This window comes from Candidatus Leptofilum sp., from assembly GCF_965223285.1.
Taxonomy (GTDB): domain Bacteria; phylum Chloroflexota; class Anaerolineae; order Promineifilales; family Promineifilaceae; genus Leptofilum.
Genome location: NZ_OZ244997.1, coordinates 5,850,061 through 5,876,727 on the forward strand (window position 1 = coordinate 5,850,061; position 26,667 = coordinate 5,876,727).

A 26,667-nucleotide genomic window follows, 5' to 3' on the forward strand; every position below is an offset into this window, starting at 1 on the left:
CATTAGCTGGCTTGCAGCCTCCTTTGGAAGCATACCCACTTCATGCTCGATCGCAGATCGTTTGCAAGCGAAATTTACCCAAAGTTACCAATTGTAAAAAATAATTTGGATACCTTATTCAAGGCAAAACAGCCTGATGCGTAAGGTAACCTGATGTCATGTGCCCAGGAAGCACGAATGACATGACGCGGAGATAATTGTATGGATATTGGCGAATTAGAATCGAAAAAGATTGCCGAACTTAAAGATATGGCGCGGGAGATGGATATTCCCGGCGTAAGCACGATGAAAAAGCAGGGGCTTGTATATGAAATTCTGCGAGCCAATGCGCAGTCGCAAGGCTATGATTTCCGAGGTGGCGTTTTGGAAATTGTGGACGACGACAAGCAAACGATGGGCTTTTTACGTGCCAAAAACTACCTGCCTGGCCCAGATGATATTTACGTTTCAAACTCACAAATTCGCCGCCTTGGTTTGCGTACGGGCGATTGGGTGATGGGCCAGGTGCGCGCACCAAAAGATAACGAAAAATATTACAGTCTGTTGCGCGTTGAATCTGTCAATGGGATGAGTCCAGATTTAGCCAAAAAGCGCCCCCGGTATGAATCTTTAACCCCCATTTTCCCCGATCAAAAATTGAAATTAGAGACACAGCCAAATATTTTATCCACTCGATTGCTGGATTTGGTAGCACCTATTGGTCGCGGTCAGCGCGGTCTCATTGTCTCACCACCAAAGGCTGGTAAAACAACGGTGCTTAAAGAGATTGCCAATGGGATTTCTGCTAATTATCCAGATGTGCATTTGATGGTGGTACTGATTGGTGAACGGCCGGAAGAAGTGACGGATATGGACCGCTCAATTGACGGCGAAGTCATTAGCTCAACCTTTGATGAACCTGTCCGCCAGCATTGTAAAGTAGCTGAAATGGCGCTTGACAGGGCTAAACGTCTTGTAGAAGCTGGTCGGGACGTTGTGATTTTGCTGGACTCGATTACGCGTTTGGCCCGCGGGTATAACTTAACTGTATCGCCAAGCGGCCGTACGCTTTCTGGTGGTCTAGACCCGACAGCTTTGTATCCGCCAAAACGCTTCTTTGGGGCGGCACGTAATTTGGAATTTGGCGGCAGCCTAACCATCATTGGCACCTGTTTGGTAGATACTGGTAGCCGCATGGATGATGTCATTTATGAAGAGTTTAAGGGAACGGGTAACATGGAGCTGATGCTCAGCCGCCGTTTGCAGGAACGTCGGGTCTTCCCAGCGTTTGACATTGAACGTTCCAGCACCCGCCGCGAAGATTTGCTGCTTTCTGGCGACGAGCTACAGCGCGTGTACATGATGCGTCGCATGTTGGGCCATCTGATGGATACGCCTGGCTACGACATCAGCAGCGCGACATCTGCTGTAATGGAACGTTTGCGGGGTACAAAGACCAATTACGAATTCCTGGAAACTTTGACCAAAGATATGATGTAAATTTACCTTTGGTTGAACCTGAATGAACTGTAAGAAAACGGGTCTGGCAACAGGCCCGTTTTTGCTGCAATGGGGCTTTGTGATAGCATCTTGCCTTTGAGCTATGAGGAATGATCAACGTTTTTGGCACCGCTTGAGCGGGCATCTTATATTGGCTGGGGGGGCACTCATTTTAATTGCCCTAGGACAGTTTCAGTGGAGTCGCTCCTCAGAAAGCGAGGCGGCGACTGCGGCTACCACGGCCGTTCCTACCCAAATATCCCCTGTTGAAGAAGTTGAAGGGGCAACGGCCGTTGCCCCCACAGCCACATCATTTCCCCAAGGGGCACTGCCCGTCATTAACGACAGTAGCCTGGCCCCGCTGCCAAATCCCAACACATACCAAACCAAGCTGCCTGCCCATGAGTTTCAAATGCATGAGGTGGCGCGCGGTGAAACGCCAAACATCATTGCCGATCGGTACAGTATTTCTGCAGACACGCTGCTGGGAGGCAATACCTGGCTCAGCCAGGAATCGAACCAATTACAGGTTGGGGCGCAATTAGTCATTTTGCCCGTGGACGGTGTGCTGCATAAAGTGCGGGCGGGCGAAACGATTGACAGTATTGCCGAACTGTACCGCGTCACGCCCGAATCTATCATCAACTATCTGCCAAACAATCTGGAATTTCCTTTTTATCGGTTAGTGCCAGAGTCGGAACTGGTAATTCCGGGAGCGTCGATTGGCCAATTTTTCTTCACTGCGCCGAAATCAGTAGCTACCAATGCCGCTGGCGAACCACAGTGGAAGGTGTTTGGCACGGGAACCTATGTTTGGCCGATAAACGGCCGTTGCATTACCCAATTTTACAATGGTTTTCATCCCGGTTTAGACGTTGGTGCCACGGAGGGTTCCCCGGTTTATGCCTCAGACACGGGTACGGTAACTTATGCCAGTTTTGCCGCCGGAACCTATTATGACTACGGTAATCTCATTGTTATCAACCACGGCAACGGGTTTGAAACGTTTTATGCCCATTTAAGCAGCATTAACGTCTTTCCTGGTCAAACCGTGACACAGGGTGAGCTAATTGGATTTACAGGCAATACCGGGCGTTCTAGCGGCCCCCACATTCATTTTGAAATTCGCGACCGCGACTTCCGCACCAACCCTCTCGACCGCCTCGGTGGTGGTTACTCAAATTGCACCTGATTTTTAGGGAATCAAGGTCATTTGCGATCTTGTAAATAGGATTTGTTATGAACGAACTTGGATCGATCTGGCGACGTTGGCAAGGGCACGTATTGATTGTGGGCATTGCCCTGATTGTGTTGCTGGTGTGGCGTTTTTGGTTGCAGCCCGCTATTGCCACGATATCAGATGAAGGGGATGGGATGGTAGATACGGCCGTTGCCCAGCCCAGTGACCTTGAACCCGAAGCAACAGCAGATCCACTCCTGTTTAGCACAGAGGAGCTGCCCGTACGCGATGATAGTAGCCTCATTCCGGCACCCATCCCCCGTACTTTTGAGGGCAAATTGCCCCAGCACCAATTTGTTACACACACCGTCGTACGCGGTGAAACCCCCAACGGCATCGCTGAGCAATACGGCATTGAACCGGAAACAATTCTGGGCGGCAACCCGCGCCTGAGTGAAGAATCTAGCCTGCTACAAGTCGGCACAGAGCTGATTATCTTGCCAATCGACGGTGTGTTGCACGACGTACAGCCTGGTGACACGCTAGAAAGCGTCTCCTTGCAATATGGCATTTCGGTGGATGATATTATTGCCTACGGGCCGAATAATCTGGAATTTCCCTACCGCCTCCAGCCAGAAACCCAAATTCTCGTTCCTGGTGCTGTGCGAGAGCTGTTCGTCTGGACCCCACCAGACCTTTCTTCTGTTGGCGGCACATCAATTGAAGGTGGTAACGTGGTTCCCGTGATTGTTGGGACGGGCACATTTGTTTACCCCGTAAATGCCCGCAACTACACCCAGTTTTTCTGGTACGGGCATCCCGGCCTAGACATTGCGTTACCAGAAGGCTCGCCCGTTTATGCTTCTGACACTGGTACGGTAACATTTGCAGGGTGGAACGTTTATGGCTACGGTAACCTTATCGTGATTAACCACGGCAACGGTTATGAGACATTTTATGCACATTTGAGCAGCTTTAACGTGGTGCCTGGGCAAATTGTGTATCAGGGGAATATCATTGGCGGTTCAGGCAACACGGGCAACTCCTCAGGGCCGCACATTCATTTCGAGATTCGCCTCAACAACAACCGGGATAACCCTTGCTGGTACATTGGCTGTTAGTTCCGGTGATCTGTAATGTCGCTGCGCGACCGCTCCGCGTACGGTGAACGGTAAGCAGTTGACTGATCACGGATTAGCGATTACTCGGTCCCGTAGTTGGCCGCATCCTGCCTGGATGTCAATGCCGCGCCGCACGCGCACCGTGCTGCTGACGCCATAATGGCTCAGTTCAGCCATAAACGCCTCAACACGCTCTTTAGAAGACGGGCCGCCGCCGTAGCCCGCGGTGGGGTTTAGGGGAATTAAATTGACGTGGCACAACATGCCGCGTAGTAAATTGCCCAATGCCCGCGCCTGTTCAATTGTGTCATTTTCACCGGAGATGAGTGCCCACTCAAACGTGAGCCGCCGCCCTGTTTTTTCGATGTAATAGCGGCAGGCGTTCATCAAGTCGGCTATGGGCCAACGGCCGTTGATAGGGATGAGCTTGTCCCGCTCCGCATCGGTGGCGGCATGGAGGGAGACGGCCAGCGGCGTTTGGCGCTGCTCGTCGGCGTAGCGGCGAATGGCAGGCACCAGCCCCACGGTAGAAATGGTGATTTTGCGTGCGCCCAGGTTGAAGCCAGTTTCGTCCGTCAGGCTGTCAATGGCGGACAGCGTATTGTCGTAATTGTGCAGCGGTTCCCCCATGCCCATCATCACGATGTTGGTGACGTGTTCCTCCGTTTGGGCAAGTTCATGAGCGAAGTACATCACCTGGGCCACAATTTCGCCGACGGTTAGGTTGCGGAAGAAGCCCATCTGTCCGGTGGCGCAAAAGACACAGCCCATGGCGCAGCCTGCCTGCGTGCTGATGCATAGTGTGCGCCGCTTTTTGTAGCGCATCAGTACCGTTTCAATGTATTGGCCGTCTGGCAGTTGGAAGAGAAGTTTCTTGGTCTGCCCGTCGCTAGAATGCTGCACGCTGGCAATGGTGGCACTGTGAATGACGGCTCGTTCTTCTAGTTTCTCAATCAAGCTTTTCGGCAGGTTCCGCATCTCGGCAAACTCGCTTACGTGCTTTTTGTACAGCCACTCCCAAACCTGCTTTGCCCGAAACTTCGGCTCGCCCAAGCTGCTAAGAAACTCTGTTAATTCATCGAATGCAAGGTCATAAATGCTCATATTCGCTGCTCGTATCATTGTTGAAATCGAAAAGTGGAGATTACTGGATGATGATCAGAACCTCCTGCCAGACCAACAAAAGAATTCTCCGGTATGAGGTCATCGCTGTGCCAGACAAAGTCGATTCGCTGGACACGTATTGGAAAATCAGTAGGGTGGAGTGTATGGCCAAATCCCCAACCCGTCGAATGAAAGCTATCGCTCAATAATTTATTCAAGCGGAAGTATGCTTCAGAGGTATCGGTAAAGTTGCAATCGCACATTAAAAGTATGGGCGCGTCAATTTGACCAAGCTGTTTTTCAATCTGGGTTATTTGCTTTGCCCTGTGCCCGTACCGTTCTCTTGCCAATTCTGGAAGTTGAGAAACGGGATTGTCAAAGAAGTTGTTCGCCGAAAAATGGACAACAAAAACATGGATAGGTTGATCTTGCCATTCTATAACAGCATGGAGCGCTTGCTGATCATTTGGTGGAAATGGGAACTGTTTGACTGACAAGATAGGGTAGCTGCTGAGCAAGCCAACTCCCTGTCGTCCCAAAACATCAAATGTGTTGTAAGGATAGGTTTCTGAGAGTGAGAAGTCCAAAGAATCTTTAATTTGTGGCGTGAGTTCTTGAAACCCTATAACGTCAGGCGAGGCGGAGTTGATACTTTCGGCAATGGCCTCAGGAGTAGGGTTAGAAAATAACACATTGTAGCTCATTGCCTTTAACTCTTGAGCGGAACCTTGGGGCGACGAGGTTAAATTTGGTAAAAACAGCTCTCCCCAAAAGAAGAGAAATATGGCAGTTGGTAAGATAAGTGAAAGAGCTGCGATTCTTTTGTGTTGGTAGATAGCAAAGAAGAGAAGAAAAGGCGTGGGCACGAAGAAGTAGAAGATGCTTGTATTGATGATCGCGAGCAACCAAAATCTATCAAACAATAGCCAACGCAAACCGAACCAAAGGCCAATTCCCACACTGTAAGCAAAGTAGATAATTTCCATTTTGTTCGTTGCATGATGAATTGACTTTGACAATTGGCTCCTCCCTTTGAGGATGTGAGGCTAGTTGTTTTGGAACCGTCTAATGGGTTAGGTCGCTAATGGTTGTGTAGCAATTTATTTTGGCACCCTCGTATTCTTATTAAAGCGAAAAGATGCCCATTGGGATTGTCGCTGTTCAATATTCTTTTGCTTTATGACGTGATCAAGATAGAAGAAAAACTCATCTTTTTGTTTTTTGCCCCAATTAAAATCAGAATTTTAAAATCAGAATTTATAGAAGTTCTCAGGCATTGATTCTGCCCGTGGAAAGCGAGTGAAAGCGCATCATCATGCTCTACCCGCACTACATCATCCCAGAGAATCCTATATTTTCTGAATCTGGTTTCATACGTGATTTGGTGATTATCAATTTTTAGAACTCCTTTATGAATAAAAGGAATCCCACAAAGAAAGGCAAATAAAAGAAACAACAATGCTCCAAAACCAATGTCTCGCCAAAAGAAAATTGCGGCTGCTGACGAGAACAAGATAAATATTACCAATATGGACTTTGTGGCAATTTGAAGTTCTTGTTTGATCTGTAAAGGTAGTTTATCTGAGATTTCAGCTAACAAAGAATCTTGCTGCTCTTTAATTGTTTGGTAAGCAGGTAAATTGATCCAGCCGCCATCTACGAAAACATCTGGATGGAGGCGTTTTTGTAGTTCGACTTGAATTGGTTCCAAATCAAAATGGCGTTTTTCCAGTAGATGCTGACTATCTGCAGCATCTATTCGCAGGGCGTGCCCAAGATTTTCAATATGCAAAACTTTGGAGAAAGGAAGCTGAAAAGTTTGATTACCTGTTGAGCCACCTATGCTGTCGCTGTATAACACAAAATTCAGTTTTTTAGGGTTTTTCCAATTTGAGCGAAAGGCTAAAAATAATGGAAGGAAGACACAAACAAGAAACAGGCTGATGTTAATCTCTTGGTCCAAAAAATATACGTATAGCCCGAAAAAACTAAAAAAGGTTACACTTGAAACCCATAATACCAAACGTTGAATGCGATATTTTCTCGTGGCGTGAAAAGTGATGGGTTCATCCATTGGCAATTTGGTTAGCAATCTCTCGAATGTCCGCAAAGATGAAATCAGGTTGGAGGCCGTTGGCTTGGGCGATGTCGTCGCGCTGGCTGATGCCGGACAGGACGAGGATGGTTTGGATGCCCGCTGCTTTGCCTCCGGCAATGTCTGTTTCCAGGCGGTCGCCGACCATGGCGGTGTTTTGGGGTGTACCACCCAGCTTTTCCATCGCCATTTTGAAGATGAGCGGGCCGGGCTTGCCAATGACGGTGGGCTTTACACCTGTTCCGGCTTGCAAGAAGGCGAGGAAGGAGCCTGCGCCGGGCAGGGGGCCGTACTCGCTGGGGAAGGTGAGGTCGGGGTTGCTGCCGATGAAATCTGCCCCTTTGTGGATGAGCAGGGCACCCGCGGCCATTTGTGGGTAGGTGGCATTGGGGTTAAAGCCGGCGACGACGAACACGGCCGTTTCTCCCCCCATCACCTCTTCCACACCTAATAACTGGAAGCCGCGATTTTGAACGGCCGTTTGCAACCCCACATCTCCCACCACAAACGCTTTTGCTCCGGTTGGGTAAGTTTGTGCCAAATAATCCCCCGTCGCTTCTGCCGACGTGAAAATCTGCTCTTCATCCACAGGTACGCCAAACTTCGCCAATTTTGCCACATATTGCTGCGGCGTTTTGGAGGCATTGTTGGTTGCCAAAACAAATTGAATGCCATGTGCGCGTAACGTCTTGAAAAAATCGGCTAGGCCGGGCATGGGCGTTTCGCCCCGCCACAGCACGCCGTCCATATCTAAGATGAGATTTTTGATTTGCTTCATGCGCCTGATTATAGCGGATGCGTGGGCAATGGGTAGCTGAGTCGCACGGGCATCTAACCTTAGGTTGCTATACAATTGCCACGTTTTGGGAAATGTTAAAGCGATAAAAAACAACTTTAGGAAGAGAATTCTGTGAAATTATCTGTGATCATGCCCGTTTATAACGAGCGGGAAACGTTGGAGGAGTCTGTTCGGGCGGTATTAGCGGTTGAGCTGGCCGACGAGATTATCTTGGTGGACGACGGTTCCACCGACGGAACGCGGGATTTGTACCCGACTATTCAAGCACTCGACGACTCGATCAAAGTGCATTTGCAAGAAAAAAACCAGGGCAAAGGTGCGGCCGTTCGCACCGGTTTTCGTGAAGCCACTGGCGACATCTTTCTGATTCAGGATGCTGATTTGGAATATGACCCGCGGGATTATCCGGCCCTGATTCAGCCGATTGTGGAAGGTAAAGCGGCCGTTGTGTATGGCTCTCGTTTTCGGGGTGGGCCAACCAAAACAATGTTTTTCTGGCACATGGTGGGCAATAAGCTGCTGACGCTTATCACCAACATTGTTTACAATACCATTTTGTCCGACATGGAAACATGCTACAAGGTGTTCCGCGCTGATGTGATTCGGGATATTCCGCTGCGCTCAAAGGGATTTGAATTTGAGCCTGAAATTACGTCGAAGGTGCTTAAGCGAGGGCATCGCATCTATGAGGTGCCTATTTCGTACAACGGCCGTGAGTTTGAAGAGGGCAAAAAGCTCAACCCTTGGGTTGAAGGGCCAAAGGCACTTTATTATTTGCTGAAGTATCGGTTTGTGGATTGACCTGTGGTCGATGTGTGGCAAACGCTTACCGATTACCGCCTTGCAACCCAATGCCTCGTTTCCCCAAACTCCCCCTTTTGCTCATTACCGGGCTTACGGCCGTCCTGCGTGCTCCCGGTTTGTTTGGCAATCGCTTTCAGGCAGATGAGGCGTTATTTGCTACTTGGGCGCGTGAAATTGCCATCTGGCGCGATCCGCTGCTGGCGATGCAGCCAGTAGACAAGCCGCCGCTGCTGTTTTATTTACAAGCACTTTTTTACCCGCTGTTTGGCCCTATGGAATTTGCCGCCCGCTGGCCCAATTGGATTGCTTCTTTGCTATTGGTGCCATTGACTGCCGTGTTGGCCTGGAAGTTGTACCGTCGTCCTGGAACGGCCGTACTTGCTGCCGCCCTCGTTGCCTTATTCCCCCTCTCCATTCAATTTAGCCCAACCGCATTCACAGACCCGCTGCTCGTTTTTTGGCTGATTGCTGCTTGTGCGGCCGTTACCAGCCAAAAACCTGGCTGGGCGGGCATATGGTTTGGCCTGGCGTTGCTCACCAAATATCAGGCAATCTTATTTTTGCCGCTGCTGCTGGGTTTTGGTTGGGTGTTTAGCTGGCGATGGGGTCGCTGGCTAGCTGGTTTACTGCCGCCACTGGTGGGGCTTGTAGCCTGGGAAGTTGCCCGCAGCGGCCGTTTCTTACTCTGGCAAAATCAGATTGGCAACTTTGGCGGCCTCCGTCTCAGCTGGTCGTGGGAGATTTGGCCGAGGTTTTGGCATTGGGTCGATTTGTGGCAAACGGCCGTTTCTCCCCTCATTTTCATTTTGCTCATTCCTGCCTTTTTATGGCTTGCAATCCAACACCTTCGCTTCCAAACTGATCCTTCCGCGCCTCTGCGCCTCCGCGTTGAAAAAATTGATCGACTTCTGCTTATCTTCATTTTGGGCTACGGGCTGTTTCACTGGCTGTGGGCGATTTCCGTGTGGGACCGTTACCTGCTGCCGCTGCTGCCGCTGCTGGCCTTGCTTTTAGCGCGGGCGTATGGCGATTTAGTTGCAAAGTTACCCTCGGCTACCCCACTGTTGCAATTTCGTGGGGCAATTATCATTTTGACCTTGCTGTTAATTTCTGCATCCTGGTCGGCACGGAACGGCCGTACGCCACTCGGCAGCTCCCCCCAATCTGACCAAGGTGCGGCCGAAATTGCCGCCACGTTAGCCGACGCCCCCTACGGCACCGTGCTCTACGACCATTGGTTTAGCTGGCAGTGGCGCTACCACCTGTTCGACAAGCGCGTTTTTATCAGCTGGTTCCCCCATGCCGACGGGCTGGCGACTGACTTAGCTGCCTTTGGCAATGATGGTTCACCACGTTACCTGGCTCTGCCCAATACGGCCACTTCGACTCCGCTCAGTGCAGGCGTTGCCCAACCCATCATTCGCACCGTGCAAGAAGCCGGATTTACGCTAACGGCCGTTGCCCGATCCAACCAAATCATTCTCTATGAAATTCAGCCACGGATTACAAGGATTTCACGGATTAGAGTCAAAGATCTGTTTAATCCGCGCAATCCGCGGCTAAAAAATTGGGGTGACTATGCAGTGGCTTGAGCGCATAAAACGCCTGCCGCCGCTGGTGTGGTTGCCACTGCTGCTAGCTATCTTCTTCAATAAGATGGCCTTCAGCAACCTCATTTTGGCGCGCGGCGATACGTTCCTCTACTTTTATCCTTACTGGGAAGTAGCGGCTGACGCCTTGCGAAACGGCCGTATCCCCCTCTGGAATCCGCATCTGTTTATGGGCGCACCCTTCCTGGCCAACAGCCAGGTTGGCTTCTTCTACCCCCTCAACTGGCCCGTCTGGCTGCTGCTGCCTACGCCATATGCCGTCAGTGTCTCCATTTTGCTGCATCTGCTCATCGCTGGCATGGGAGCCTATTTGGCAGGGCGGCGTGCACTTGGTTTGGGGCGATGGGCTGGGCTGGTAACGGCCGTACTCTTTGCCCTCGGTGGTTACCTCACTGCCCAGGTGGAGCACATTAACCAACTGCAAGGATTGGCCTGGATGCCCTGGTTTTTGTGGGTTGCTGCTCGCGTGTTCCGTAGCAAGTTGGACAATCGCTGGGTGCTAGTAGGGCAAGGGGCTGTTGGTTTCGCCCTGCTCTTCAGCCTGCAACTGCTGGCCGGGCATACCCAAACCAGCTTTATCACTGGGATTATGCTCATTGTGTGGGGTGTAGCCCATTGGCTAGAAAAATGGCTCCTGCGGAACAGTCCGCACGGGTTGGGCTTGGCATTTCAGTGGCGCAGGTTTTATAGGCGGCTGCCGCTGGTGTTGTTGATGGGTGGTGGTGTGGCGGTGTTGCTAACGGCCGTTCAACTGCTGCCCACCTTTGAACTCATCCAGCAATCCAGCCGCCAAGGTGGCCTCACACCAAACGAAGTGCTCTCATTTTCACTCCATCCCCTATTGCTGAACCGGGCACTGCTACCTGCTTACGGCCAGTCGTTGTTTAGTGAATATGTGGCCATTTTGCCGCTGACGGCACTGCTGCTTGCCTTTTTGGCAGCCTGGCAATGGCGACAGTGGCGCGGTGTCGTTCCCGCCATTGCCCTGGTTTTGCTAGGGCTGCTGCTAGCGTTGGGCATCTTTAACCCGCTCAACTGGTTGCTGGCGCGATTGCCCGGCTTCAATCTGTTCCGCGTCCCGGCGCGATGGCTGGCGGTGTACGGGCTGGGCGTCGCAATGCTGGCCGGGCTAGGCTGGCAGATGGTGCTAGATCGCTGGCTGGTCCGGCGGGGGGATTGGCGCAGCTTGCCCATGCGGGTGAAAGAAAATTTATGGCATTTGGAACGGCCGTTTCGCTACGGAATCTGGTTGCTCATCGGCCTCATCGGCTGGAACGTGATTGCCCAACTTGTGGCGATTTTTGTGCCAACAGGGCCAGAAGCACCGTTTGAGGCGGTTGGTCCCGGTACATTGCTGGTTTGGCTGCTGGAGCTTGCGTTGCTGTTTGGTCTCATTTTGGGGCAGCGATTGGTCTACGCCCCGGAACACCGATTTCGTTTTAAGCTAGAAATGCGCCAGCCTGGTTCCCCTTGGCTGCTGCTGCCCCTTATGCTTATTCCGCTTTTCTGGGGAACGCGCACCCATCCGTACAATAGCCTCACCACGCCAGAAGCATATTTCGATTTGCGTCCGCCGCTCGCCCGCCTGATGGCTGAGAGTTCGTGTGCTGAGCCAGCCGAAGAATGTAACATGCCGCCGGATCGTTTCCTTAGTTTGTCAGACATCTTTTTCGATGTAGGCGATCAGGCCGAAATTGATACGATTTACGCCAACCAACTTTCACCAGAGGCTCAATACGACTACACCATCGCCATCAAACAAAAAGAGATTATCGGCCCTAATTTGCCCATGAGTTTTGGCCTGGCCACGGTGGATGGCTTTGACGGGGGCATCTTGCCATTGAATTCGTATAGCCAGTTTGTGCAGCTTGTTTTACCAACCGAAACCCGCACCACAGACGGCCGTCTGCGTGAGCATCTAACGGCCGTTCCCCCTGACGCTTGGCTCGATCTCACAAACGGCCGCTACCTCATCACCGACAAGGTAGGCGACGTTTGGCAAGAGGTGAGCTTTGGCAGAACCGTCTTCTTCGATTTGGAATTTCCTATCACGTTGGGAGTGGGGGAATCGTTGGAGATAGCGTATCTTCCCACTTTCGAGGCTACGGCTATAGCCTTTGTTTCAGAAGGAGAGCCTGGCTGGGTGGAAATGGAAACGGAGGCGGGTGAAGTGTGGGAACTGACTGCATTTGCTGTTGGCAGTGGCGTTGTGCGAGCCGATTGGCCACCTCGTACCACCATGCGGCAGATTGCGCGGGAGGCAGCACCGTCGCGGCTTGTTTTGCACGGCCCGGAACAGGGTATTTGGCAAATTCATGGTGCGACGTTAATCAATATGATTAAGGATGGTTTTCAGCCACTCACTTTGGGTAATTATCGCCTTATCCATTCCGGCGATGTGAAAATATATGAGAACCTGGACGTGTTGCCGCGTGCTTTTTTGCTTTCTAACTGGAGTTGGCAGCCAGAGCAAACGGCCGTCTTGCAAACAATGCAGCAGCCTGAATTCAATGTGCGGGAAACGGCCGTTCTTCTCGGCAACAGTGAAAATCAAATGCAGGCATCCGATCCTGATGCCACCGCTAAAATAACGCGCTACGAACCGGAACGGATTGAAGTTCAAACCAGCAGCAGTCGACCCCAGCTGCTCGTACTCACAGATGCCTATTACCCTGGTTGGCAGGTTACGGTAGACGGTGAATCTGCTGAACTGCTCCAAGCAAATGGCCTATTCCGCGGCGTGTTGCTGCCCGTAGGTGAGCATAAAGTCACCTTTACCTTCGCCCCCCGCAGCTTTCAACTGGGCGGGATGATGACGGCCGTTGGCCTCATCTTGCTTGCTTTTCTGGGCATGGCATTACTCATGATGCAGCGCCTGGATTCTCGCTGATGATAAGGTTAGGAATCAAAGGTTTCACAGATTAAAAGGATTAGAAAATCTAGTGCTTTGGGATTTCTTGGGGTAGGGGCAGACCCCCGTGTCTGCCCACACTGGGCACACACGGGGGTGCGCCCCTACAAATGGTGTCGATCCCCTGAAATCCTGAAGGTTGAAAAATCCGGGCAATCTGTGCAATCTACTGATTAATTGCTTTGGATTTTGTAGGAGAAAAAGATGGAAATATTTTCACGTCCCCAACTAGGCGTTGCGCTATGGACTTTAGGCCAGATGTTGCTGACAGATTCCGCCCCGTTGGTGAAAGAGATGCAGTACGATGGCGTCGTTCTACCTTTTACCCAGATTGAAACGCCAAAAAAAGCCAGACAAATTTTGCAAAAGAATCAGCTTGCTTGTTACGCCGTCACGCCCAATCCCGTTGATTTGGCACACCCGGATACGGCCGTTCGCCAACCGGCCATTGCCCATGTGAAAGAGGTGATAGAAACGGCCGTTGCTCTGCAAGCCCCCCTCGTTACCATCCGTAACCTGCCAGGACGGTTTCGCCCAGTCAGTAGCAAAGAAGGGGAAGTGGCAATGTTTGAAACGGCCGTTTCCCATTTAGCCTTGTTTGCTGCCAAGTGCAATATCAAACTGACAATTGAGGTGGTGAACCGATACGAAAGTTTTTTGTGTGTGAACGCATCAGAAACAGTGGCCCTGCTCAACCGTCTTAATCAGCCCAACCTTGGCCTGACTTTGAACGCGTTCCACATGAATGTGGAAGAGCAAGATGCCGCCGCCACGACGCGCACGGTTGGCGACAAGCTGACACTCTTTTACATCGCCGACTCCAATCGGCAAGCAATTGGGCAAGGACATCTGAAATTGGGGCTGCACCTCTGGGCATTGGAATCTGTGCCCAATGTGCCAATCATTCTGGAATGCCTGCCGGAAGGTAGTGATCCGTTTGGGGCAGATGTTGGGGAGAACGGCCGTACTCGTATACTTGAATACCTCAAAACGTCCCGTAGCTGGTTCTAATTTAGGGTATAATCATCCGCTGGAAATATAAAAAACCTTGTAACGATTATTAAAACGAAGTTTAACTTCTCTAAGAGGTTGAACTTCTGGCAATATTTAGGAGAAAGCATGTCAGAAAGAAAAAAAGTACGCGTTGCCATCATCGGTGTTGGCAACTGCGCCAACTCGCTAGTTCAAGGCGTTCAATATTACAGAGACGCCGCCGACGATGCCGAGATTCCCGGCCTTATGCACGCCACAGTGGGTGGCTATCACGTGCGCGATATCGAATTTTCGGCCGCATTTGATGTGGTAGAAGGCAAAGTGGGCAAAGATTTAAGCGAAGCCATTTGGGCTGAACCGAATAACACTATCAAATTTGCCGATGTTCCCAAGCTCAACGTCCCAGTCTCGCGTGGTATGACGCATGACGGTTTGGGCAAGTACGTCAAAACTAAAGTCAAAAAGGCTCCTGGCCCAACCGATAACATAGTGCAAATATTGAAAGATACCAAGACAGATGTGATCGTAAACTTCATGCCCGTGGGGTCCGAGATGGCTACCAAATGGTATGTCGAGCAGGCATTAGACGCAGGTTGCGCCTTTGTAAACGGCATTCCGGTTTTCATTGCCAGTTCTGAGTATTGGAGCAAACGTTTTGCCGAACGGGGCGTTCCGATTGTGGGCGACGACATCAAGAGCCAGGTTGGGGCCACGATCACCCATCGCGTGCTGACAAACCTGTTCAAAGATCGCGGCATTCATATGGATCGTACTTACCAGCTTAACTTTGGTGGCAACATGGATTTCTACAACATGCTAGAGCGCGAGCGGCTAGAATCTAAGAAAATTTCCAAGACCAACGCCGTTACCAGCCAGCTCCCTTATGATTTGGGGGATGAAAATGTGCATGTTGGCCCCAGCGATTACGTACCCTGGCTCACCGACCGTAAATGGTGCCACATTCGCATGGAAGGTCGTGCTTTTGGCAATGTGCCGCTCAACCTGGAACTGAAGCTAGAAGTATGGGATTCGCCCAACTCTGCTGGCGTGATGATTGATGCCGTGCGCTGCGCCAAGCTGGCTCTGGATCGCAACATTGGCGGCCCGCTAATCGCCCCGTCTTCGTACTTCATGAAGACGCCGCCAGAGCAGTTTACGGATGACGAAGCCCGCAAGCTCACGGAAGATTACATTGCTGGAGATTTGTAATTGGGAATTGGCTGTGTAGCACTCCTACCTTTAGACAGGGGCAAACCTGTTCATAAAGACAGCTTGACGCTCTTCGGAAGCTATGTTATAGTGCCGGGGCTGCAAAAAAGCAGCAAAAATCTTAAAGGAGATAGGCGCAAATGAATATTTTCTATAACAACATGAAAATCTTGGCTTCTCGTGATGCCTTCGGTGGCAGTGCCACCCTCTGCGCCTGTGATCGGGTTCCCCCTTTGTGATAAATTTCACAAATAAGAGTTGATGCCAACGGTCACGGCGCTTTAAGCCCGTGACCGTTTTTGTTTGCCGCTTTGGACGCCACGGGTACGCTTCGTGGCGTTTTTTGTTGCAGAAAGAAAAGCGGTATACCGGACAGAAGGTGTCAACTTTCGTTGATACGCTTTAGAAAAGGGTCAGATTTTGAAGGAAGGCTCTGACAAATTACGGAAATTATCATGAATATGGAAACGTTTAATCTAAAAGAAACCGTGGTTCCTAACAAATTTGTAGGTTTGTGGCGGTTGTTGCGTGGGTATCAGCTTCTCTACGTGATTGCCATTTTGTGCGTTGGCGTTGCGGCACTGGCTCAGACGGGTATTTATTATTTCCTGGGTTACTTTATTGACTCGATTTTGCCCGCGGAAAATATGGTGCAATTGCTGCCCTGGGTAGCTCTTGGCTTTATTGGGCTGGCTGTGTTGCAGGGTTTGTTCACCTTTGCCGGTGGGCGGCTAGCGGCAAAAACGTCTGAGAAAGCAGTGCTGCGGATTCGGGACTTTTTGTATGACCACATTCAGCGACTCACGTTTACCTACCACGACAACATGCAGACAGGTGAACTGCTTCAGCGGTCTACGTCCGATGTGGATACGGTGCGGCGGCTGTTTTCCGAGCAGGCTGTGGGCATTGGCCGGATTGTGCTGTTGTTTGTGGTGAACTTCATTGCGTTGCTGACGATTGACGTGGGACTGGCGTTTTGGTCCATTGTAGTGATTCCGGTAGTCCTGTTGATCTCGCTCTTCTTCTTCGTAAAAGTGGGGCAGGCATACGAGCATTTTCAGGAGCAAGAAGCGACCTTATCTAACCGATTGCAAGAGAATGTTTCTGGCGTACGCGTGGTGAAGGCATTTGCCCGCCAACTGTTTGAGATGGAGATGTTTGAGGTTGAGAACAAGGAAAAGTACCGTCGAGGTCGGCGTTTGACGATGATGCATGCGCTTTATTGGCCGTTTACTGATTTGATTAGCGGTGCGCAGCTACTTCTTGGCTACGTCATTGGAGCACGGCTAGCAATTGACGGCACGATCACGCCTGGGGCTTATATCTCTTATGTGGGCTTTTTGTCGCAAATTATTTGGCCGATTCGCAACCTGGGTCGGTTGATTGCAGATGTTTCGACGGGCCTGGTGAGTTACGGCCGTATCTTAAAAATCGTTGAGCAAGAACGTGAGCCGATTACTGAAGGAACACTGAGGCCAGATCATCCGGTGCATGGTGCGGTGCGCTTTGAGAATGTGGACTTTACCTATGAAGGTGAAGAAGAGCAGGTGCTGCACGACATTACCTTTGCCGTGGAACCAGGACAGGTGGTGGCGTTGCTAGGCGGTACTGGCTCCGGCAAGACATCGCTAGTGAATTTATTGCCGCGCTTTTATGCATATACAGGTGGCCGAATTTTGCTAGACGACGTGGAGCTAAAAACGTACCCGCGTGATTATCTGAGGCAGCAAATTGGCATTGTGATGCAGGAGCCATTCCTGTTTTCGTTGTCGATTCGGGACAACATCACCTATGGTGTAAGCCGCGAGGTGACGGATGCTGAGATAGAAGCGGCCGCACGCGCGGCGGCGGTGCATGATGTCATTTTATCGTTCCCAAATGGGTATGAGACGATGGTTGGTGAGCGAGGTGTGACGCTTTCTGGTGGCCAGAAGCAGCGTGTAACGCTAGCGCGTACTTTCTTACGCAATCCACGCTTGCTGATTCTGGATGATGCGACTTCTTCTGTGGATACGGAGACGGAAGCGGAAATTCGCGAAGCATTAGACCGGCTGATGGCGTCACGGACGACGTTCTTGATTGCGCACCGGATTCAGAGCGTGATGGATGCTGATTTGGTGTTGGTACTGGAAAACGGCCGTATCGTGCAGCGCGGTACCCATGAGACGTTGGTCAATGTGCCTGGCACGTACCAGCGCATCTACGAACTGCAATCCCGCATTGAGGACGAGCTGGAAGCAGATTTGTCTACTGTAGCGGTGGTGAATGGATCACAAAACGGATACCACAAGCTGCCGCAGGCGGGTGATTAAAAAGTAAGGGTGGTTCGCAAACCGCCCTTACAAACCGAAAACGAGAAATCTAATGTCTGAACATTATTTTGAAGAAGAAGAATTTGATAGTCAGGTAAATGGAGAAACGATCCGACGCATTTTGCGAGTGGGTTTGAAGCATTGGCCACTGATGGTGACCTTTTTGGTGTGCATTACGGCCGTTTCCCTCATCGAATCCTACTTTACCTTTTTAACCAAACGAATGATTGATGAAGGCATCATGGCCCGTGATTTGGATGCGCTGCGCTCATTGGCGATTCAGTACGGTGTCTGGTTTGTTGTCTTTGCTATCTTCATCTTTGGCTTTATCATCGCGGCTGGCTACTTGGGCCACTCGGTGCAGTATGATTTGCGCAAGCAGATGTTTGCTCATCTGCAAAAGCTGCCACTTTCATACTACAACCGCACGGCCGATGGCTGGATCATGTCTCGCGTGACGTCCGACGCAGTACGCGTGGGTGATTTGGTTTCCTGGGGCTTTTTGGATACAGCCTGGACGATCACCAGCATTTTGACTGCGCTTGGCTTCATGTTCGTCATTAACTGGAGGCTGACGCTGCTAGTTGTGTTAATGATTCCAGCCCTGTGGAAGGTGGCCATCACCTTTAAGCAACGCATCCTGACGGAATACCGCAAAGTGCGTAAGCTGAACTCCAGAATTACTGGTGCCTACAGTGAGAGCATCAACGGCGTTCGCGTCGTTAAATCTCTGGGGCGTGAGCAAGAGAACCTGCATCAGTTTCAGGATTTGACTGGGGACATGTACCAGGCGTCTTATCGGGCAGCATGGTTGTCGGCGTTGTTTTTACCAGCGGTACAGTTGGTGAGTGCCAGCGGTATTGCGGCTATCGTCTGGTTTAGCGGTTTGGAGTTTGAGGCTGGCGGCATGACAATTGGCGGTTTACAGGCGTTTATCTCCTATGTCACCTTCATGCTGTGGCCAATTCAGCAGATGGCGCAGGTTTATGCCAGTATGCAGCAGGCTGTCGCTTCTGGTGAGCGCATCTTCTCCTTGCTGGACACCGAGCCAGAGATTGTGGATGCAGCAGAGGCAATTGATCCCGGTACGATTCGTGGCGACATAGTGTTTGACAATGTTTCTTTTCAGTACGAAGAAGATAAACCTGTGCTGGAAGATTTCTCGCTGCGGATTCCACAAGGTGAGACGGTGGCCTTGGTTGGGCCAACGGGTGCAGGTAAATCGACGTTGGTTAATCTGATTTGCCGGTTTTATGAACCGACCGCAGGGCAGATTTTGATCAATGGATATGATTACACTCAGCTTACCCAACACGCGATTCAGTCGCGAATTGGAATGGTGCTGCAAACGCCGCATCTGTTTTCTGGTACGGTGCTAGACAATTTGCGCTACGGCCGTCTTGATGCAACTGACAGCGAAGTAGAACAAGCTGCCAAGATGGCTGGCGCACACGACTTCATTGTGAAGTTGGAGCATGGTTACAAAACTGAAGTTGGTGAGGGTGGTGTGTTGCTTTCTGTAGGACAGAAACAGCTCATTAGCCTGGCGCGGGCCATTTTGGCACAGCCAGATATCTTCATCATGGACGAGGCGACCAGTTCGGTAGACACATTGACAGAGGCGTTGATTCAGCAGGGTATGGAGGCTTTGATGAACGGCCGTACCAGCTTCATCATCGCTCACCGTTTGTCTACCATCAAGAATGCTGACCGGATTATGGTCATTGAAAATGGTGGTGTGTCTGAAATGGGTACCCACGCTGAGCTAATTCGGGCGCGTGGCCATTACTACAATTTGTACACCAAGCAGTTCCGCGATGAGCGCGAGCAGGTGTATGGGTTGGATGGTGTGCTGCCGGTGGCGGCACAGTAAGCAGTATTCAGTAGGTCGGTAATCAGTGCATCAGTTTTTACTGAATACTGGCTTACAGATCACTGAATACTAAAGAAGGACGGGATACAATGAATAGTCAAAAAAGTGAACTACGAGCGATTCTGCAAGCATTGGCCTTGCCAGTGACTGGGCAGCTGCGCCTGTATCCTAATGAAGCATGCAAAGTTAGCCGATTGATACAGGAGTATGAACAATCTGAACCGCAGTTTTTGGCAATATGGGAAACGAGCTTGAATGAGTCCCAACAAGCAGTTTTAGGCTCATTGCGGCATGACTTGATGCAAATTTGTCTTGGAGCAGACCATGCTTGCACTGATTTGGCGTTGCGCCAGAGTGCAAGATGGCAGCGTGTGCGTGTATTGGCCCGATCTGCGCTGGTGACATTTGGATGGCCGCTGGCCTTGCCGCCACAATTTGAGCGCGTGCTGGCATAGAAGTCATACAATGCAGAGCTTGAGAAAAAGCTGGTATCTTTTGGGTACCAGCTTTTTTTGAACATGCGGACGCGATTTTAGTTTTCAACTGGAACAACGCCGCCGTAAGGGACACCTGTGAGGTAGGCTACGTCACGGTTCCAGGTGGTGAGATCGTCTAACGAAAATTGATTGAGATGGTCATGGCCGCAAGCGCGAGCCAGTACCTGCATTAAATGAACCGACGCCTCTAAAAAGTTCTGTAACTGCTTGGCCGATTGCCGCACGATGAGCCGCGAGCGCAGGTTTGGTTTTTGCGTGGCAATGCCCACCGGGCAGTTGTTGGTGTGGCAGGCGCGCATCCCCAAACAGCCAATGGCCTGCATAGCGGAATTGGCCAACGCCACCCCGTCTGTACCCAAGGCCATCGCCTTCACAAAGTCAGATTCGGTACGCAAACCGCCGGTGATAATGAGCGTCACGTCGCCACTCACGCCGCGCTTGTCTAGATGGCGACGGGCGCGAGCAAGAGCAACCATCGTAGGCACGGAGATGTTATTTTTGAAGACGTTGGGTGCGGCCCCGGTTCCTCCACCACGGCCGTCTAAAATAATGTAATCGACGCCAATGTCCAGGGCAAAATCAATGTCTGCCTCGATGTGTTGGGCAGAGAGCTTAAAACCTACGGGAATGCCCCCGGTTGCCTCATGCACCTCGGCCGCTACGCGCTGGTAATCTTCCACGGTGATCAAATCTGGGAAAGTGGCGGGGCTAACGGCATCTTGACCTTCTTTTAAGCCACGCACCTCAGCGATTTTACCCACCACTTTATTGCCTGGCAGATGGCCGCCTGTGCCGGTTTTGGCACCCTGGCCGCCCTTAAAATGGAATGCTTGCGTCTTTTTTACTTTCTCAATGTCCCAACCGAATTTGCCGGAGGCGAGTTCATAAAAGTAGCGGGAGTTGGCGGCTTGTTCTTCTGGCAGCATCCCGCCCTCGCCGGAGCAGATGCCCGTGCCTGCCAGCTCTGCGCCCAGTGCCAGGGCAACTTTGGCTTCTTCGCTGAGTGCGCCAAAGCTCATGTCGCTCACGAAAAGGGGGATATCTAGCTTGAGCGGTTTTTTGGCCTTGGGCCCGATGATCAGTTCTGTGGCTACGGGCGCGTCGTCTAGGAGCGGCCGTTTCGCCAGTTGCGCCGTCAAAATTTGTATCTCTTCCCAACGGGGCAGCTCCGTGAGCGGCACGCCCATCGCCGAAACCGCACCATGATGCCCAGGCGACCCGTTCTTGGCTAAGTTGCGGATATATTTGTTGTATGGTTCTTCGGCCGCGCTGTGGGTATCTTCATACAATCCCAGGTAGCTGTCGCGCTGGAATGGCTGCGGATTTTTTTGTTCCCAGGCGGCAATTTCGGCTTCATCTACGTAGACGGCATCTGCTGCATGGTCAATCCAGGCATTAAACTTGGGCAAGGCTTCTTCGTTGTTGTAGGCACTGATGCCCGTGTCGTAGCGGTAATCCCAGTTATGCACGCCGCAGATGAGGTCTTCGCCGCGAATATGGCCGTCAGATAGCAAGGCTCCTCGGTGGAGGCAACGGCCGTACAAAACCGAAATCTCATCATCATACCGAATTGCTACCAAATCTACGTTGGCTACCAAGGCGTACGCTGGCTCCCGGTCGGGCAACTTGCTCCAGGTGGCAATTTTCACTTTGTTAGATACAGAAGTCGTCATTAAACATCTCCTTAAAAGGCCCCACATCTCGCTTGATGATGGCGTGTTTTAGTGCCAAAGCTATCAGTTCCGTACGGGGGATTCATTTGCGCGGCGGTTTGAATTGGGTACGTTCCTAATAGAGCAATCAGTTAGAAATTGAACAACTTTTTGGCTATGAAGCGTATTGCCTCTGGAAATATTGTCCAGCCTCATAAGGTTGTAACATCTTTAACTGAATTATCTATAAGATGCTTTGGATGCAATGTTTATTACGAATGCTGCCTCAACTAGCGACTGTTCAAAATCCGGGTTAAAAAGTAAACCTGCCGCAAAATGGGGGCAGCTTCCCAGCTTTCTGCCAAGCGAGGTTGGCCGCCTTCCTGAATGATGGCTGGAATGAGCTCCAGCGAGCGCACGCCATTTGCATCCAACCAGACGTTGAGCACGGCCGTTTCTGGTGGCCCATCAATCTCAAAAGCAAAATTCCCCAAGCCGTAGACAATCACGCCACCATTGTAAAATTCAATTCCCTGCAAAATGTGGGCGTGATGGCCAATGACTAAATCGGCCCCGGCATCGATGGCGGCGCGGGCAGCGGCCGTTTGGGGTGGGCTAGGTTCCTCGATGTACTCATAGCCGCTATGCAGCACCACGATTACTAAATCGGCTTGGGGGCGAACGGCCGTAACGTCTGCTGCAATCACCGTAGGGTCTGCCCAAGCCAGACCGGGCGTATTTTCGGTGGCAGTCCAGACCGCCGTATCAAACCCTGATACCTCGACTGGCACATGCACATACCCCAAAAACGCTAGCGACACCCCATTGATTTGCGTGATGTGTGGCGTGTGAGCCGCATCGATGTTGCTGCCTGCACCAATCGGTACGATGCCTTGTGCCTGTAGCAAATCTATCGCTTGCAGCAATGCCTCTGGCCCATAATCCATGCCATGATTGTTCGCCAGCGACACGACATCAAAGCCAGCCAGGGCCAATGCTTCGGCTGCTTTTGGCGGAGCGCGAAACGGATAGCTTTTGAGTTCGGGCGTGCCGACATCCCCCAATGCCGATTCTACATTGCCGACGGCAATGTCTGCGCCTTGGAGCAGCGGAGCTACGTTGGCGAATGGGTAGGCGAGGTTGCCATTTTGCAGCACGATCCCCAAACCGCGATCCAGCATGATGTCGCCCACGCTGACGAGGTGAACGACGGCTTCTGGCGCGACGGCTGTTTGCAAAATGGGCAACAGCTCATTGGCGGAATGGTTTTCACTTTGCAAGGTGAGCCGATTGTGGAAGGGGTAGTTGGTATCGGTGGGTAAACGGCCGTCTACCCGCAGCGGCTTAAAATCGGGTGTAAGTTCAGACCAGGGCAGCACCACCGCCAGCTCATGCCCGTTGGCCAGAATCGCTTCTGCCTCTGCTTGACCAATCGTTTCCCATTCGGTCACAAATGGAACTGCCAACACAATTGGCTCTTGCCACACAAGCTGCCCAGGGCCATTTTCTGTTAATGTTGCATCGGCTGGTTCATTGGCTGGCACGATTTGCCAACTGCGGTTAGTGACTGCTTCAGCGAGTGCAGTCGTGACTAGTGGTTGCCACTTTTCTGGCACGGCCAGGGTGAGCGGAGCAAGTGGAGGGCTGGTGGGGGGAATGTCAGTGGGAACGGCCGTTTCGGCTTCGCTCAGTGTAGGCGTTTCTTGGGTTATCCTTGGTGTGTTTGTTGCCGGAATGGGTGTAGGTGGTGCGGGGAAAGTGCTGGCTGGCTGGGCAATTGTGGGGGCGATGGTCGGTAAGAGTTGGTTAGAAACGGCCGTTTGTCCACAACCTATCAAAAAAAAGAGTGCTAAAAAGAAAAGACGGTAGCTGGTGGCTTTTTCAGAGCAGATTAACTGGTTCCCGAGCCTAAAAATCTGCGAAATCTGCGGATAAATCTTTCTCATGGGATGCAAGGTTCTGGTTGGTTGAGCAGTTGATATTCAGTCAGGTACATCTCTAAATCGAGCAACAAGGTAGCCATCTCCTCGCCCACGTAGCGAAAATGCCACGGTTCGTAATAAAAGCCAGTCATTTCCAATGCGCCACGCGGGTAGCTGAGCGTAAATCCGTAGCGGTGCGCGTTCTGTGCGAGCCAGACGCCCTCGCTGGTTTGGTAAAAGTAGGTGTGAAATTGAATATCGGGGATGCCCACGATGCCTGCCAGTTCTGGTGAGCCAAAATCAACCGTTGTGCCTAGCTGGTGTTCGCTGTGGCCGGGGCGGGCACTAAGAATGGCGGCTCGTTCAGGCTCCTCCCGGTTCCATTTGTCCCAGCTAATTGCTTGGGCGGCATAGCTACGGTAACCAGACAAAATTCGCGGCTGCAAGCCTGCGCTTTGCATGTCGGCAATCATCTGGATGAGCGGCTGCAAGGCAATCTGGCGGAGTTCGGTTGGAAAGCCCAGCGTCACGTCTACAGGCAGGTAGTCGGTGAGCAACACCAAATCTTGTGGTGCATACTCACGGCTTAGGCCATAGGTTTGGGTGACGATGGTGAACAAATCGTCTTGTGGAATGCGCTTGCTGCAAGGGCTTATGGGCGTGGGTGTTAACGTAGCGGTTGGGGTGGATGTGGGCAGTTGCGTGACTGTTGTCGTGGCAATTGGTTGTGGTGTAATGGTGGGTGGAGGTAGTTCGGCGGCAACGTTGTTTTTTGGAGTGGGTAGTGGCGTAGATACGGCCGTTGCTAATCCGGTCGGTACGAAAGTGGGCAACTGTGGCGGATTGAAAGTTGCTTCCACACCACAGCCTGCTATCAAGAGCGTGCCCAGAAATATTGTTGCCCAGTGAAATCCCCATTTTTTCATCGTGGCAGATTGTACCAAAGTCGCCCAAAAATGGGAATTGACAAACTGAAACGAACCCGTATAATTTTCTAAGATTAATATTAAATAACGAAAAAATTACTGCAAAAATAAGAAATGGTAGCATGATTGACGAAACTGATGCGCAAATACTTGATCTTTTACAGCAAGACGGCCGTTTATCCAACGCCGCCATTGCTGAACAGGTAGGTTTAACAACCTCCACTGTTTTTGAGCGAGTCAAAAAGTTGGAGAGGAAAGGCTTCATCCAAAAATATGTAGCCGTGGTCGATCCGCAAAAGTTAGGCAAGCCGATTACCGCCTTCATTCGGTTGGTTATTGGCACAGCCCCCGGCGAGGATTACGCTGCCTGCAAGCAAGATTTTGTGGATCAATGCCTGGCTGAGCCAGACATTTTGGAATGTCACTCTGTCGCTGGTGAAGAATGTTATTTGCTGAAGGTGCGTGTTGCTAACACGGGCGAATTGGAGAAGCTGCTAGAGCGGCTGCGAACCTACACGCTCGTCGCTAAATCAACCAGCAGCATTGTGATGTCCACTTTCAAAGAGGAGATGCGTATCTCTGCTGAAGGATCTGTTTCATGAGTCGAGCTGAGAAGATTGCCCTGTATGGACAGGCTGCCGAGTTGCTAGAGGTTGCGTTAGCTAAATTTCCTCGCGAGATGTGGCAATATCGCTCGGAAGTTGATGACTGGACAATTCACGAAATCATCGTTCATATAACCGACAGTGAGGCAAATAGCTACGTGCGCTGCCGCCGTTTCATTGCCGAACCTGGTGAACAGTTGATGGCTTATGATGAAAACCAGTGGGCTAGGGTGTTGGATTATCACAAGTTGGATGCGGATACGGCCGTTTCCCTCTTCAAATGGCTGCGGCAAAGCTCGTATGAGCTAATCCAGACTGTGCCAGAAGCTACTTGGCAAAACAAAGCCCACCACTCCGAAGAGGGTAAGATGGCTTTCGCCGACTGGTTAGACATCTACAGCCGCCATGTTCCCGACCACATTGCCCAAATGGAGCGAATTTGCCAGGCGTGGCAACAAGAAAAACCTGACTGATTTCCCGCAAGTTCTGGATCGATTTGCCGCGTCCGAACGGTTATAAATAAAAGAAATATCACCCAAATTCAACAACAGGAATTGTTATGAAATTGAAGAACTTTTTACTTCTGATCTTGCTGGCTGCCTTGTGGGGGCCGTCCTTCTTGTTCATCAAAGTCGCCGTGGCCGAGATTCCACCAATTACGCTAGTTTTGGGGCGCGTAGGGATTGCGGCCGTTTTGCTGACGCTGCTACTGCTCTTTCAAGGAAAAGCATTCCCCAAAAGCAATACCATCTGGCGACATTTGGCAGTGGTGGCGGCGGTACAAAATGCCATCCCGTTTGTGCTTTTTAGCTGGGGTGAGCAATATATCGACAGTGCCTTGGCTTCCATCCTCAATGGCACCACGCCAATTTTTACGATTGTTATTGCCCACTTTTTTGCGGCCGATGATCGGCTGACGCCAACCAAACTAATTGGCGTACTGATTGGCTTTGGTGGGCTGATGTTGCTCATTTCGCCTTCCTTTGTCGATGGTTTGCAGGCTTCCACGCTGGGGTTATTAGGCGTGGCATTGGCGGCGGTGCTGTACGGGGTGGCTATTGTTTACACGCGCAACAATTTGCGAGGCCTACCGCCGCTCGTGGCCCCTGCTGGGCAGATGATTTTGGCTTCGCTTTATCTGCTGCCGCTGTCGTTGCTGATTGAACGGCCGTACAATATCCCAACCCTCTCCTTACCCGTCATTGGCTCTTTATTGGCACTTGGCGTGTTGGGAACGGCCGCAGCGTTCATTGTCTATTATCGCTTGTTGGAAACTGCCCCGGCGAGCTACGTTTCCATGACAACCTACATCATTCCTATCTTTGGCGTGATTTTGGGGGTTTTGGTGCTGGATGAGCAGCTTACCTGGCACGCCTACGCAGGCTTTGGGCTCATTTTGCTGGGGGTGATGATTGTGAATGGGTTGTTGAAGATTGGTGGGAAACGGCCGTCTGCCACGCCACACCCTTCTCAAGAACCCACATCATAATTTGCCTTTATCATAATGCATAATACAGGTTGTGCGGATTTATTCTGTGCAACCTGCAACAGGCTTAAATAGATCTTCCCAAATTG

The 26,667-nt window shown here is 51.2% G+C and carries 21 protein-coding genes; 14 read left to right on the plus strand and 7 right to left on the minus strand.

Going from position 1 to position 26,667, the window contains the following annotated elements; translation table 11 throughout:
- The first annotated feature begins 201 nt into the window (after window positions 1-201).
- The 3 genes from rho to ACOQPU_RS26220 all read left to right on the plus strand — a co-directional run bounded on the left by rho (window position 202) and on the right by ACOQPU_RS26220 (window position 3,780).
- Window positions 202-1,479, plus strand: a complete 1,278-nt coding sequence (gene rho, locus ACOQPU_RS26210; RefSeq protein ID WP_420642776.1) for a transcription termination factor Rho — start codon at window positions 202-204, stop codon at window positions 1,477-1,479.
- Between the two features lie 103 nt (window positions 1,480-1,582).
- Window positions 1,583-2,671, plus strand: a complete 1,089-nt coding sequence (locus tag ACOQPU_RS26215; RefSeq protein ID WP_420642777.1) for a peptidoglycan DD-metalloendopeptidase family protein — start codon at window positions 1,583-1,585, stop codon at window positions 2,669-2,671.
- Between the two features lie 47 nt (window positions 2,672-2,718).
- Window positions 2,719-3,780, plus strand: coding sequence for a peptidoglycan DD-metalloendopeptidase family protein (locus tag ACOQPU_RS26220; protein ID WP_420642778.1), 1,062 nt, complete (start codon window positions 2,719-2,721; stop codon window positions 3,778-3,780).
- 66 nt (window positions 3,781-3,846) lie between these two features.
- Here ACOQPU_RS26220 and rlmN read toward each other — a convergent pair whose 3' ends face one another.
- The 4 genes from rlmN to ACOQPU_RS26240 form a co-directional block, all read right to left on the minus strand.
- On the minus strand, window positions 3,847-4,884 hold the full coding sequence (gene rlmN / locus ACOQPU_RS26225; protein ID WP_420642779.1) for a 23S rRNA (adenine(2503)-C(2))-methyltransferase RlmN: 1,038 nt from the start codon (window positions 4,882-4,884) through the stop codon (window positions 3,847-3,849).
- 14 nt (window positions 4,885-4,898) lie between these two features.
- Window positions 4,899-5,903 carry an endonuclease/exonuclease/phosphatase family protein gene (locus ACOQPU_RS26230; RefSeq protein ID WP_420642780.1) on the minus strand — a complete coding sequence of 335 codons (1,005 nt, stop codon included), beginning with the start codon at window positions 5,901-5,903 and terminating at the stop codon, window positions 4,899-4,901.
- Between the two features lie 158 nt (window positions 5,904-6,061).
- Window positions 6,062-6,958: a hypothetical protein gene (locus ACOQPU_RS26235; RefSeq protein WP_420642781.1), complete on the minus strand. Its 897-nt coding sequence runs from the start codon at window positions 6,956-6,958 to the stop codon at window positions 6,062-6,064.
- Complete coding sequence (locus ACOQPU_RS26240) at window positions 6,951-7,757, minus strand: HAD-IIA family hydrolase (protein ID WP_420642782.1); 807 nt, start codon at window positions 7,755-7,757, stop codon at window positions 6,951-6,953. The genes ACOQPU_RS26235 and ACOQPU_RS26240 overlap by 8 nt, the downstream gene beginning before the upstream one ends.
- A 132-nt stretch (window positions 7,758-7,889) precedes the next feature.
- Here ACOQPU_RS26240 and ACOQPU_RS26245 point away from each other — a divergent pair, with 132 nt between their 5' ends.
- The 8 genes from ACOQPU_RS26245 to ACOQPU_RS26280 all read left to right on the plus strand — a co-directional run bounded on the left by ACOQPU_RS26245 (window position 7,890) and on the right by ACOQPU_RS26280 (window position 19,945).
- Window positions 7,890-8,579, plus strand: a complete 690-nt coding sequence (locus tag ACOQPU_RS26245) for a glycosyltransferase family 2 protein (protein WP_420642783.1) — start codon at window positions 7,890-7,892, stop codon at window positions 8,577-8,579.
- A gap of 50 nt (window positions 8,580-8,629) precedes the next feature.
- Entirely contained in the window at window positions 8,630-10,174 is a 1,545-nt protein-coding gene (locus ACOQPU_RS26250) for an ArnT family glycosyltransferase (RefSeq protein WP_420642784.1), read from the plus strand.
- Entirely contained in the window at window positions 10,161-13,082 is a 2,922-nt protein-coding gene (locus tag ACOQPU_RS26255; protein WP_420642785.1) for a YfhO family protein, read from the plus strand. The genes ACOQPU_RS26250 and ACOQPU_RS26255 overlap by 14 nt, the downstream gene beginning before the upstream one ends.
- Before the next feature lie 225 nt (window positions 13,083-13,307).
- Window positions 13,308-14,114, plus strand: coding sequence for a sugar phosphate isomerase/epimerase family protein (locus tag ACOQPU_RS26260; protein WP_420642786.1), 807 nt, complete (start codon window positions 13,308-13,310; stop codon window positions 14,112-14,114).
- 108 nt (window positions 14,115-14,222) lie between these two features.
- Window positions 14,223-15,305, plus strand: a complete 1,083-nt coding sequence (locus tag ACOQPU_RS26265) for an inositol-3-phosphate synthase (protein WP_420642787.1) — start codon at window positions 14,223-14,225, stop codon at window positions 15,303-15,305.
- Window positions 15,306-15,760: 455 nt separating this feature from the next.
- Window positions 15,761-17,617, plus strand: a complete 1,857-nt coding sequence (locus tag ACOQPU_RS26270; protein WP_420642788.1) for an ABC transporter ATP-binding protein — start codon at window positions 15,761-15,763, stop codon at window positions 17,615-17,617.
- 52 nt (window positions 17,618-17,669) lie between these two features.
- Window positions 17,670-19,490, plus strand: coding sequence for an ABC transporter ATP-binding protein (locus ACOQPU_RS26275; protein WP_420642789.1), 1,821 nt, complete (start codon window positions 17,670-17,672; stop codon window positions 19,488-19,490).
- 89 nt (window positions 19,491-19,579) lie between these two features.
- The gene (locus tag ACOQPU_RS26280) at window positions 19,580-19,945 is read left to right on the plus strand and encodes a hypothetical protein (RefSeq protein ID WP_420642790.1); all 366 of its coding nucleotides are present in this window, start codon (window positions 19,580-19,582) and stop codon (window positions 19,943-19,945) included.
- Window positions 19,946-20,022: 77 nt separating this feature from the next.
- Here ACOQPU_RS26280 and ACOQPU_RS26285 read toward each other — a convergent pair whose 3' ends face one another.
- The 3 genes from ACOQPU_RS26285 to ACOQPU_RS26295 form a co-directional block, all read right to left on the minus strand.
- Complete coding sequence (locus ACOQPU_RS26285; RefSeq protein ID WP_420642791.1) at window positions 20,023-21,660, minus strand: glutamate synthase-related protein; 1,638 nt, start codon at window positions 21,658-21,660, stop codon at window positions 20,023-20,025.
- Between the two features lie 269 nt (window positions 21,661-21,929).
- On the minus strand, window positions 21,930-23,585 hold the full coding sequence (locus ACOQPU_RS26290) for a CapA family protein (RefSeq protein WP_420642792.1): 1,656 nt from the start codon (window positions 23,583-23,585) through the stop codon (window positions 21,930-21,932).
- On the minus strand, window positions 23,582-24,421 hold the full coding sequence (locus ACOQPU_RS26295) for a M15 family metallopeptidase (RefSeq protein ID WP_420642793.1): 840 nt from the start codon (window positions 24,419-24,421) through the stop codon (window positions 23,582-23,584). The genes ACOQPU_RS26290 and ACOQPU_RS26295 overlap by 4 nt, the downstream gene beginning before the upstream one ends.
- A gap of 188 nt (window positions 24,422-24,609) precedes the next feature.
- Between ACOQPU_RS26295 and ACOQPU_RS26300 the strand changes: the two genes are divergently transcribed.
- The 3 genes from ACOQPU_RS26300 (at window position 24,610) to ACOQPU_RS26310 (ending at window position 26,581) form a co-directional block, all read left to right on the plus strand.
- The gene (locus tag ACOQPU_RS26300) at window positions 24,610-25,089 is read left to right on the plus strand and encodes an Lrp/AsnC family transcriptional regulator (RefSeq protein WP_420642794.1); all 480 of its coding nucleotides are present in this window, start codon (window positions 24,610-24,612) and stop codon (window positions 25,087-25,089) included.
- Complete coding sequence (locus ACOQPU_RS26305) at window positions 25,086-25,565, plus strand: DinB family protein (protein ID WP_420642795.1); 480 nt, start codon at window positions 25,086-25,088, stop codon at window positions 25,563-25,565. Before ACOQPU_RS26300 ends, ACOQPU_RS26305 begins: the two co-directional genes overlap by 4 nt.
- 86 nt (window positions 25,566-25,651) lie before the next feature.
- The gene (locus tag ACOQPU_RS26310; protein WP_420642796.1) at window positions 25,652-26,581 is read left to right on the plus strand and encodes a DMT family transporter; all 930 of its coding nucleotides are present in this window, start codon (window positions 25,652-25,654) and stop codon (window positions 26,579-26,581) included.
- Window positions 26,582-26,667: the final 86 nt, after the last annotated feature.